This is a genomic window from Streptomyces sp. NPDC051211 (genome assembly GCF_040689505.1).
Lineage (GTDB): Bacteria > Actinomycetota > Actinomycetes > Streptomycetales > Streptomycetaceae > Streptomyces.
Genome location: NZ_JBFBAV010000003.1, coordinates 257,906 through 269,614 on the forward strand (window position 1 = coordinate 257,906; position 11,709 = coordinate 269,614).

2 protein-coding genes are annotated in these 11,709 nt (G+C 78.0%); both read left to right on the plus strand.

The genetic code is table 11. The annotated features are described in order from the left end of the window. Positions 1-48: 48 nt before the first annotated feature. The gene (locus tag AB0447_RS06140) at positions 49-7,671 is read left to right on the plus strand and encodes an SDR family NAD(P)-dependent oxidoreductase (protein WP_366475340.1); all 7,623 of its coding nucleotides are present in this window, start codon (positions 49-51) and stop codon (positions 7,669-7,671) included. After that, the coding region (locus tag AB0447_RS06145) for a beta-ketoacyl synthase N-terminal-like domain-containing protein (RefSeq protein WP_366475288.1) at positions 7,664-11,709 on the plus strand (4,046 nt) is incomplete at its 3' end. The genes AB0447_RS06140 and AB0447_RS06145, both read left to right, overlap by 8 nt.

Consider the following 11,709-nt stretch of genomic DNA (forward strand, 5'->3'; position numbering starts at 1 on the left):
CATGTGAAGCGGCAATGCCACACGTGACACAGCAGAGGAGCGTCCGTGATCCGTCAGCCCGCCTCCCGTCCCGCCGCCGCGGCACCCCCCGCGGAACGCGATCGCGTCGTCGCGCTCAGCCCCTTCGCCGAGCCCGGTGCGGGGATCGTGGTCGCCGCCGAACGCGCCGGTTCCCTGGGGCTCCTCGACCTCGGCCGGGACCCGGCCGCAGCCCACCGCGCCCTGGCCGAGCTGGCCCGCCGCCTGCCGGACGGGCGGTACGGGGTCCGGGTGCCGGCCGGCTGCCCGGTCGGGCCGGCGGATCTGCCGGCCGCGGTGGACACGGTGCTGCTCGCCGATCCGGCCCTGTTCGCCCGGGCCGGGGAGTGGTCGGCGGGCGGGCGGCGCCGGGTCTGGGCCGAGACCGTCGCGCTCGCCGAGGCCGCCGCGGCGGTCGCCGCCGGCGTGGATGCCGTGGTCGCCAAGGGCCACGAAGCGGGCGGCCGGGTGGGCGGCACCACCACCTTCGTGCTGCTCCAGCAGTTCCTGTCCGACCCCGCGATCGGCGTGCCGGTGCTCGCCCTGGGCGGGATCGGGCCGCACACGGCGGCCGCCGCCCTCGCGGGCGGAGCCGCCGGGGTGCTGCTCGACGTACAACTCGCCCTGACCGCCGAGTCGGAGCCGTGGCTGCCCGCCGAAGTGGCCGCGGCCGTACGGGCCATGGACGGCAGCGAGACCCGGCTGGCGGACGGCCACCGGGTGTACACCCGGCCCGGCCTGGACCGGCCCGACGGGCCGGTCACCGGACTGCTGGGGGCCCGGAGCCTCCGGGAGCAGCTGCTGCCGGTCGGGCAGGACGGGGCGGCCGCGGCCCGGCTGGCCGACCGGTACCGCACCACGGGCGGGGTGCTGCGGGCCGTCCGCGGCGCCGCACGGGCGCATCTGGCGGCGGCCGTACGGTCCGCGCCGCTGCGGCCCCGGCCGGACGCCGCACACCTGCCCGTCGCCCAGGGGCCGATGACCCGGGTCAGCGACCAGGCCGCGTTCGCGGCGGCCGTGGCCGACGGCGGCGGGGTGCCCTATCTCGCGCTGGCCGTCATGGAGGGCCCGGAGGTGCGCCGGCTGCTCACCGAGACCGCCGAGCGGCTGGCCGGCCGCCCCTGGGGGGTGGGGCTGCTCGGTTTCGCCCCGCCCGAGCTGCGCCGCGAACAGCTGGCCGCGGTGGCCGAGGTACGCCCCCCGTACGCGATCATCGCCGGCGGCACACCGGCCCAGGCGGCCCCGCTGGAGTCGGCGGGCACCCGGACCCATCTGCACGTGCCCTCGCCGGGTCTGCTGGAACGCCATCTCGCGGAAGGCGCCCGCCGGTTCGTCTTCGAGGGCCTGGAGTGCGGCGGGCACGTGGGGCCGCGCGCCTCCTTCCCGCTGTGGGAGGAGCAGATCGAGCTGCTGCTCGGATGCGGGGACGTGACCGCACTGGACGTGCTGTTCGCGGGCGGCATCCACGACGCGCGCTCCGCCGCCATGGCAGCGGCGGCCGCCGCACCGCTGGCCGAGGCGGGCGCCCGGGTGGGCGTCCTGATGGGCACCGCCTACCTGTTCACCGAGGAGGCGGTGTCGGCCGGGGCGGTGCTGCCCGGCTTCCGGCGGGCGGCGCTCGACTGCACCGACACCGTGCTGCTGCACACCGCGCCGGGCCATGCCACCCGGTGTGCCGCCACCCCGTACGCGGACACCTTCGAGGCCACCCGGCGCCGGCTGGAGGAGAGCGGCACCGAGCCCCGCGAAGTGTGGGAGGAACTGGAACGGCTGAACCTGGGGCGGCTGCGGATCGCCAGCAAGGGGCTGCGGCACGGCCCGGACGGCCGTCCGGTGCCGGTGGACGGGGAGGTCCAGCAGGCCGAGGGCCTGTTCATGCTCGGGCAGGCGGCGGCCCTGCGCTCGGAACCGACCACCGTGGCCGCGCTGCACGCCCAGGTCACCGAGGGTGCGACGGAACTGCTGGAACGGCGGGCCGGCGAGCTGGCGCCCGGCGCCGGCACGGCCGGCAACCAGGCCGAGCAGGATGCCACGGGGGCCCGGGAGGAGGAGGGTGATGAGGCGGCCGATCCGCTGGACATCGCGATCGTCGGCATGGCCTGCGCCTATCCGGGCGCACCGGACCTCGCCTCGTACTGGGCGGAAGTGCTGGCCGGAACCGACGCGGTGACCGAGGTCCCGGCCGAGCGGTGGGATCCGGCCGTGTACTACGCCCCGGACCCGGCCCGGGCCGGCGAGCGGACCCCGTCGCGCTGGGGCGGCTTCCTGGCACCCCTGCCGTTCGACGCCCTCGCCCACGGCATCCCGCCGGCCTCGCTGGCCGGGATCGAGCCGGTGCAGCTGCTGGCGCTGGAGATCTCCGCGCGGGCCCTCGCCGATGCCGGATACGGCAAGGGCCGGGAGTTCGACCGGTCCCGCACCTCGGTGGTGTTCGGCGCGGAGGCCGGTACCGAACTGGCGGGCGCGTACGGGCTGCGCGCCCTGTACCCGGCCTACCTCGGGGAGCTGCCGGCCGGGCTGGACGAGCAGCTGCCGCGGCTCACCGAGGACTCCTTCCCCGGCGTCCTCGCCAATGTGATCGCCGGCCGGGTCGCCAACCGGCTGGACCTGGGCGGGGCGAACTGCACGGTGGACGCCGCCTGCGCCTCCTCTCTGGCCGCCCTCGACCTGGCCTGCCGTCAGCTCCGCGACGGCGACAGCGACATGGTGCTGTGCGGCGGCGCGGACGTGCACAACGGGATCAACGACTACCTGATGTTCGCCTCGGTGCGGGCACTGTCCCCGACCGGGCGCTGCCGGCCCTTCGACGCCGGCGCGGACGGCATCGCGCTCGGCGAGGGGGTGGGCGCGCTGGTGCTGAAGCGGCTGGCCGATGCCGAGCGGGACGGCGACCGGGTGTACGCGGTGATCAAGGCGGTGGGCGCGTCCAGCGACGGGCGGTCCCTGGGCCTGACCGCGCCCCGGCCGGAAGGCCAGCGGCGGGCCCTGGAGCGGGCCTACCGGCGGGCCGGGGTGAGCCCGGCCGAGGTGGGGCTGGTGGAGGCGCACGGAACCGGCACGGTCGTCGGCGACAGCACCGAACTGACCGTGCTCACCGAACTGTTCGGCTCCGCCGGGGCGTCGCCCGGGTCCTGCTCGCTGGGCTCGGTGAAGTCCCAGATCGGACACACCAAGTGCGCGGCGGGGCTGGCCGGGCTGATCAAGGCAGCGCGGGCGGTCCACGCCGGAGTGCGGCCGCCGACCCTGCACCTGGACCGGCCGAACCCGGCGTGGGACGCCGGGACCAGCCCGTTCTCCTTCGACACCGAGGCCGCCCGGCCGTGGCCGGTGCCGGCCGAACGGCGGTTCGCAGGGGTGAGCGCGTTCGGCTTCGGCGGCACCAACTACCACGCCGTACTGGCCGGTTACGGCGGTGCGGCCGAGCCGGAGCCCCGGCACGGGCTGGAGGCCTGGCCCGCCGAACTGTTCTGCTTCCGCGGCGAGGACCGGCGGGCGGCCGGCCGGGCGATGGCCCGGCTGGCGGCCCGGCTGGAGGAGAACGACACGGCCGGGCGGCCGTGGGCGCTGCGGGACCTGGCCGGGGAGACGGCGGCGGCCGCCGGCACGGACCGCCCGGTGCAGGTGGCGGTGGTGGCGTCCGGGCTCGACGAACTGGCGGCCCGGCTGGAGTCGGCCCGGGCGTTCGTCGCCGGCGACGGTGTGCACGTACGGGAGGAGTCGGCGGACCCGGGCCGGGTCGCGTTCCTCTTCCCCGGGCAGGGCAGCCAACGGCCCGGCATGCTGAGGGAGTTGTTCCTCGCCTTCCCGTGGCTGCGCGGGGAGCTGCTGGACCGGGCGCCGGCCGCGGTCACCTCGGCGATGTTCCCGCCGGCCGCGTTCTCGCCGGAGGACCGGGCCGCCCAGCGGGCGGCGGTCACCGACACCCGGGTGGCCCAGCCGGCCCTGGGGCTGGCCGGGGCGGCCGCACACCTGCTGCTGCGCACGCTGGGAGTACGGCCGGACTGCACGGCCGGGCACTCCTACGGCGAGTTGACCGCGCTGTGGGCGGCCGGGGCGTACGACACGACGAGCCTGCTGCGGCTCAGTGCGCGGCGGGCGGAGGCGATCCTCGCCGCGGCGGGCACCGACCCGGGTTCGATGGCCGCGGTGGCGGCGGCCCCGGAGGAGGTCCGGGAGGCCGCGGAGCGGGCCGGCTGCGTGGTGGCGAACCACAACGCGCCCCGGCAGTGCGTGCTGTCCGGGCCGACGGAGTCCGTGGCCGCGGCGGTGGAAGCGCTGCGGGCCGCCGGGTACTCCGCCGAACGGCTGCCGGTCGCCTGCGCGTTCCACAGCGGGGTGGTGGCGGGGGCGGCCGAGGCCCTCGCCAAGGAGCTGGCCGGGACGGCGGTTGCCGACGCCGCCGTCCCGGTCTGGTCGAACACGACGGCCGAGCGGTATCCGGGTGGGCCGGACGGCATCAGGGAGCTGCTGGCCCGTCAGGTGGCCGCGCCGGTGCGCTTCACGGAGCAGATCGAGGCGATGTACGCGGACGGGGTGCGGACGTTCGTCGAGGCGGGGCCGGGGCGGGTGCTGACCGGGCTCGTCGGGAAGATCCTGGGCGACCGCCCGCACCGGGTGGTCCCGTTGGACGTGCCCGGCGAGCACGGCCTGGTCCGGCTCCTGACGGCCCTCGCCGAGCTGGCCACGGCCGGTGTGCCCGTCACCCCGGACGCCCTCTTCCGCACCCGGACCGCACTCCTGCCGGAGCGTGCCCCACAGCGTCCGGGCTGGCTGGTGGACGGCCACCTGACCCGCACCTCGGCCGGCACCCCCGTCCCGGGCGGCCTCCGCCCGGCCGCCCGGGTGGCACCGGAGCCGAGCCCGTACGCGACCCCCGGCGCGACCGGGCCCGCCGTCGGGGCAGTAGCCCTCCATGCGGAACCGGCTGGGCCGTACGGCGGACAGCGCCCGGCCGGCGCCGGGCCGGAGCCGTACGCCGGGCAGGGTGCGTCCGCTGCCGGGGCGGAACCGTACGCCCGGCAAGGTGCAGCCGCCGCCGGGGCGGAACCGTACGGCTGGCGGGGTGTGACCGGAGCCGGGCCGGAGCCGTACGCCGGGCAGGGGGTAGCCGCTGCCGGGGCGGCACCGTACGCCGGGCAAGGTTCAGGCGCCGGGCCGGAGCCGTACACGAGCCAAGGTGCCGCCGGGCCGGAACCGTACGGCTGGCAGGGTGCGACCGGAGCCGGGCCGGAGCCGTACACCGGCCAAGGTGCCGCCGCCGGGTCGGAGCCGTACACCGGTCGAGGTGCGGCGGCCGCCCGGCCGGCACCGGAGCCGTGGTGGGAGCCGGAGCCGGGATCCGGGCCGGGGTCGGGGTCGGGGTCGCAGCCAGGGCCGGCGGGGGCGGTCGCGGGGCTGCGCGAGGAGCTGGTGCTGGAGTACCTGCGCGGGACGCGGGAGTTGGTCGCCGCGCAGCGGGACGTGCTGCTGGGCCTGCTGGGGACGGGCGTCGCGGCGCCCGCGGGCAGGGCCCCGGCGGGGGCCCGGCCGGTCCCCTCCCCGGCCGCCCTCAACGGGCACGCCGACCCGGCGGGGGCCTGGTCCGCCGTCGGCGGGGCCGGAGCAGGCGACTGGACGGCACCGCCGCCCGGCGGGACCGCGGCCGCAGGCGAAGACCCCCTCGCGGCATGGCCGCAACATCCCGCCCCGCAGACCGAACCGGCCGGGCGGGGCCTGCCCGAGGCACTCGCACCGGCGCCCGCCGGGCCCGCCGCCGCTCCCCTGTCGGCCGACCAGGTCATGGACATCGTTCTGGAGATCGTCCACACCCGGACGGGGTATCCGCTCGACATGCTGGAGCCCGGCCTCGATCTGGAGGCCGACCTCTCCATCGACTCCATCAAGCGGGTCGAGATCATCGGCGCGCTCGCCGACCGCATCGGGCTCCCCCGCGGCGAGGACGCCTCCGGCGAGACCGCCGTCGAGGAACTCGCCCGGATCAAGACCCTGAGCGGCATCGTCGAGTGGATCACCAGCCGGGCACCCGGCGGAACCGAGAACGGCCAAGACGACGGCCAAGACGACGGCCGAGGCCGCGGCCAAGGCCACGACCGGCCCGAGGCGGCCCCGCTGAGCCGGCTGCGCGTCGAACCCGTCGCGCTCGGCCCGGCGGAGGGCGCGGACCCGGCGGCCGTGCTGCGCGGCCGGCGCTTCGGGATCGTCGAGGACGGGCACGGCGTGGCCCCCGCGCTCGCCGCGCTGCTGCGGACGTACGACGCCGAGGTGATCAGCCTCGGCGACGGGCAGGACCCGGCCGACACGGTCGACGGGCTGGTGGACCTGGCCGCGCTGCGGTCCGGCCCGCACCCGGTGCTGCCCGACCGCTTCCACTCACTCAAGCGCGCGCTGACCGCCGGCACCGGCCTGCTCCTCCTCGTCACCGGGGCCGGCGGCACCTTCGGGCACGGCACCGGCGCCGGCACCCCCGATCCCACCCCCGGCGCCGGCCTGCACGGCTTCGCCCGCAGTGCCGCCCTCGAATATCCCGGAGTGACGGTGCGGGCCGTCGACGTCGACCCGAAGGACCAGCCGGAGCGGATCGCCGCCCACCTGCTCGCCGAACTGTGCACGGCCGACGGGCCGGTGTCCGTCGGGTACCCGGCCGACGGGCAGCGGCTCGGCCTCCACAGCGTCGAGGCGCCCCCGGCAGCCGGTTCCGCGCCCCCGCTCGGCCGCGATTTCGTGGTCCTGCTCACCGGCGGCGCCCGCGGCATCACCGCCCGGACCGCCCTCGCGCTGGCCCGGACCGCCGGATGCCACGTCGAGCTGGTCGGCCGTACGCCCGAACCCTCCGCCGGGCCCGACCGGTTCCCGCACGCGACCGACCGGGTCGCGCTGCGCGCCGCGCTGATCGCCGACGGCCTGCGCGCGCCCGCCGAGATCGAGGCTGCGGCCTCCCGCATCCTCGCCGAGCGCGAGGTACGGGAGACCCTGGCCGCGCTGGCCGGCTCGGCCGCCTCCGTGCGCTACCACTGCGCGGACGTCACCGACGAGCCGGCGGTACGGGCGGTCGTGGCGGCCGTACGGGAGCGGCACGGGCGGCTCGACGGGATCGTGCACGGTGCCGGAACCCTGCGTGACGCGCTGCTCCGCGACAAGGAACCGGCCGCGTTCGCCGAGGTGTTCGCCGCCAAGGTGGCCGGGGCCCGGTATCTGGCCGCCGCGGCCGCCGAGCACGGCACCGGCCCCGCGCCCGGCTTCCTCGTCCTCTTCGGCAGTGTCGCCGGGGTCTACGGCAACCGCGGCCAGACGGACTACGCGGCCGCCAACGACGCCCTGGACACCCTCGCCCACGCCTGGTCCTCCTCCTTCCCCGGCCGGGTCCTCGCCGTCGACTGGGGCCCTTGGGCGGCGGAGGCCGGCGGGATGGTCACCCCGGAACTGGAGCGCGCCTACGCCCGGCGCGGGATCCCGCTGATCGGGCCGGAGGAGGGGGTGGCCGCGTTCCTCGCCGAACTCGGCTCGGACGACGGGGACGTGCAGGTGGTCCTGATGGCCGCCGCGCCCGATGCCGGGGCCGATGCCGGGTCCGGGGCCGGGGTTGGAGCCGGAACTGGGGCTGCCGGAGCGGGAGCCGGGGCTGCCGGGGCCGGGGCGGGTGGCGGACGTGGCTGAGCTGCGCCGGGGTCCCCGGCCCACGGACGCCGCGATCGTCGGCATGGGCGCCGTCTTCCCGGGCGCCGCCGACCTCGCCGCCTACCGGCGCAACCTCCTCTCCGGCACCGACGCGATCGGCGAGGTGCCGCCCGGGCGCTGGGATCCGGAGGTGTACTACGACCCGCAGGGCGCGGCCGGCCCGGCCCGCAGCGACCGCTTCTACTGCCGGCGCGGCGGATTCGTCGACGGCCTGGCCGCCTTCGAGCCGACCCGGTTCGGAATCATGCCGGCCGCCGTGGAGGGCGCCGAACCGGACCAGATGCTCGCTCTGCAGGCGACCGCCGAGGCCATCGCCGACGCGGGCGGCGAGGCCCGGCTGCCCGCCGACCGGTCCCGGATCGGTGTGGTGCTGGGGCGCGGCGGATTCATGGGGGTGGCGACCGCTCGGCTGGACCAACGGGTGCGTACCGCCCACCAGTTGGCGCAGACGCTGCGGGAGGTCGCCCCGGAGCTGGACGAGCGGCGGATCGCGGACATCCGGGCCGCGTTCCAGGAGGCGCTGGGGCCGGAGCGGCCGGACGCGTCGATCGGGCTGGTGCCGAGCTTCACCGCGGCCCGGACCGCCAACCGGCTGGACTTCCGCGGGCCCGCCTACACCCTGGACGCGGCCTGCGCGTCCTCCCTGCTCGCCGTGGACCAGGCGGTGGGGCTGCTGGCCGGCGGGCGGTGCGACGCGGTGGTGGCGGGTGCTGTGCACCACTGCCACATCGCCACTCTGTGGAGCGTGTTCACGCAGCTGCGGGCGCTCAGCCCGAGCGAGTCGATCCGGCCGTTCGACCGGCGGGCGGACGGCACGCTGCTGTCCGAGGGGACGGGCGTGGTGCTGCTCAAGCGGCTCGCGGACGCGGAGCGGGACGGCGACCGGATCTACGCGGTGGTGCGCGGCACCGGGGTGGCCGGGGACGGCCGGGCGGCCAGCCTGATGAGCCCGCTGGTGGACGGCCAGGTGCGGGCGTTGGAGCGGGCGTGGCGGGAGGCCGGGCTCGACCCGCGGGCGGCGGACGCGCTGGGGCTGCTGGAGGCGCACGGGACCGGGACTCCGGTCGGGGACGCGGCCGAACTGGAAACCCTGGCAAGGGTGTTCGGCGGTCCTGTGCATCCGGGGGGCGGGAGGGTGGGCCTCGGCTCGGTCAAGTCCATGCTCGGGCACACCATGCAGGCCTCCGGCATGGCCGGGCTGATCAAGGCGGCGCTGGCCGTGCACGAGGGGGTGCTGCTGCCGACGCTTCATGTGGAGGAGCCGCACGGGGACTTGGCGCGCACCCGGATGCGGCTGGTGGGGGCGGCCGAGCCGTGGGAGCGGGGGGCTGCGCCGCGGCGGGCCGGGGTCAACGCGTTCGGGTTCGGCGGGATCAACGCGCATGCGGTGCTGGAGGAGGCTCCGGGGGCCGGCGCGGCGGTCGCGGCGCCGCCGGTGCGGCGGTTCCTGCCGCTGGGCCGGGCGGCGGCCGGCACGGCGTTGGGGCCGGGGGCCCCGGACGACGTACTGCTGCTGGCCGCCGACACTCCGCAGGAACTGGCGGACCGGCTGGCGGCGGCCTCTTCCGGACCGGCGGGCAAGGCCGCGACGGCCTGGAGGTCCGGGGCAGTTGAGGCAGCCCAGAGGTCCGGGGCAGCCGGGGAGGCCGGGGCCCCCGAGGGGTACGGGGGGTACGGGGGGTCCACGGGCCCCGCGGGGTTCCGGGAGTCGTCGGGACCGTGCCGGCTCGCGGTGATCGGGCCCACCCCGCAGCGGCTGGCGCTGGCCGCGAAGGTGGTGGCGCGGGGCCGGCCGTGGCAGGGCCGGGGCGAGGTCTGGTTCACCGCGGATCCGCTGCTGGGTGAGCGGGGCGGCGGCCGGGTGGCCCTGCTCTTCCCGGGCCTGGAACCGGAGTTCGCCCCCGCCGTGGACGATGTGGCGGACCGGTTCGCGCTGCCGCGGCCGCGGCTCACGGGCGGCGACGGCCTGATGGAACGGGCCCTGGACGCGATCGCGGTCGGCCGGTTCTCGGCCCGGGTCCTCGCCGGCCTCGGCCTCGAGGCGGATGTGCTGGCCGGCCACAGCCTGGGCGAATGGGCGGCGATGGTGGTCGCCGGCATGTACCCGCAGGAGGCCGTCGACACCTTCCTCGGCTCGCTGCGGCCGGACTCGCTGGACGTACCGGACCTGGTGTACGCGGCCCTCGGCTGCGGTGCACGGCAGGCGGAGGCGGCCCTGCACGGGCTGGACGGGGTGGTGCTCAGCCACGACAACTGCCCGCACCAGTCGGTGGTGTGCGGCGAACCGGCGCGGGTGCGGCAGGTGCTGGAGCGGCTGCGCGGGGAGGGGGTGCTGGGGCAGGAGCTGCCGTTCCGGTCGGGGTTCCACACGCCGATGTGGGAGCCGTACCTGGGGCAGGTGCGGGGCGCCTTCGCCCGGCTGCCGCTGCGGTTGCCGCCGTCCGTGCCGGTGTGGTCGGCGACCACCAGGGGGCCGTACCCGGCCACGGAGGACGGGGTGCGTGCGCTGGTGGTCCGGCACCTGCTGGAGCCGGTGGACTTCCGCGGGCTGACGCTGCGGCTGTACGAGGAGGCGGGGGTACGGGCGTTCGTGGCGGCGGGGCCGGGGGGGCTGCCGGGGTTCGTGGAGGACACGTTGCGCGGGCGCGGGCATGTGGCGGTGGGGACGGGGGCGGGGCTGGCGGGGTTGCGGCGCACCGCGGCGGCCCTCTGGACGGAAGGCCTCCCCCTCCACTGGCCCCTCCTCTCCCCCTCCGGCCCGCTCCCAGGCGTCACTTCCGGCTCCGTCCCGGCCCCCGCCCCCAACCTCGCCTCCCCCTCCAGCCCGGCCACGGGCCCGGGCGTTGGCCCCGGCTCCGGCTCCGGCTCCGGCGGCACGGCCACGGGCTCCGGCTCTGGCACGGCCTCCGGCATTGGCCTTGGCGCCGGCCCTGGCTCGGCCACGGGCTCCAGCCCTGGCACTCGCCTTGGCGCCGGCCCTGGCTCGGCCACGGGCTCCGGCCCTGGCCCTCGCCTTGGCCCCGGCTCCCGCTCCAGCGGCAGGGCCACGGGCCCCAGCCCCGGCTCTGGATCGGCCACGGGCACGGGCCCCGGATCCGGCTCCGGCTCTGGCACGGCCTCCGGCCCTAGCCCTGGCCTTGGCTCGGCCACGGGCCCCGGCCCCGGCCCTGACCTAGGCGCCGGCTCTGGCTCTGGCTCTGGCTCTGGCGTGGAGGTTGGGGCCGGGCGCGGCCCCGCAGGGCGGCGGGCCGGGGTACGAATGCAGCTGGACCTGGGCTCGCCGCTGGTGCGGCTGGGCGGGGCAGTTGTCCCCCACCCCGCCCCTTCCCGTAACCCGGCGGGCTCCGCCCCCGGGACCCCCGCCGACCCGCCGCCGGTGCGGCACACCGCAGGCCGGCCTGACGTCGCGCCGCCCCGCGGGCAGGCCCCCGCTCCCTCGGCCGGACCCGGCCGAGCGCCAGGCTCCGCGCCCCCGCGGCGGACGCCGACCGGCCCGGTGCTGCTGTCCACCCTGGACCTCGAAGAACCGCCCGCGGGCCCATGGCCCGGGCAGCCGGCTACGGGGCCGGGGGCCGGGCAGCCCACCGCGCGACCGCGAGCTGGTCAGGCGGCCGCAAGCCCGGGCGCCGGGCAGCCGGCCCCAGGGCGGCCGGCCGGCCAGGCGGCGGCGAGGCCGGGGAGCGGGCAACCCACCGCGACGCCTCAGACCGGACAGCCCACCGCCGGGCCGCGACCCGGACAGCCGGACGCAGGGCGCGGGACCGGGCAGCCGCCCACGGGGCCGCAGGCCGGACGGTCCGCCACAGGGCCGCGGGCCGGACAAGTGGGCCCGAGTCCGGCAACCGGACAACCGCCCGCGGAGTCGAAGGCCGGGCAGCCCACCGCGAGGCCGGGAACCGGACGGCCCGCCCCCGGGCCACGAGCCGGACAAGTGGGCGCGAGTCCGGCAACCGGACAACCGCCCGCGGAGTCGAAGGCCGGGCAGCCCACCGCGAGGCCGGGAACCGGACGGCCCGC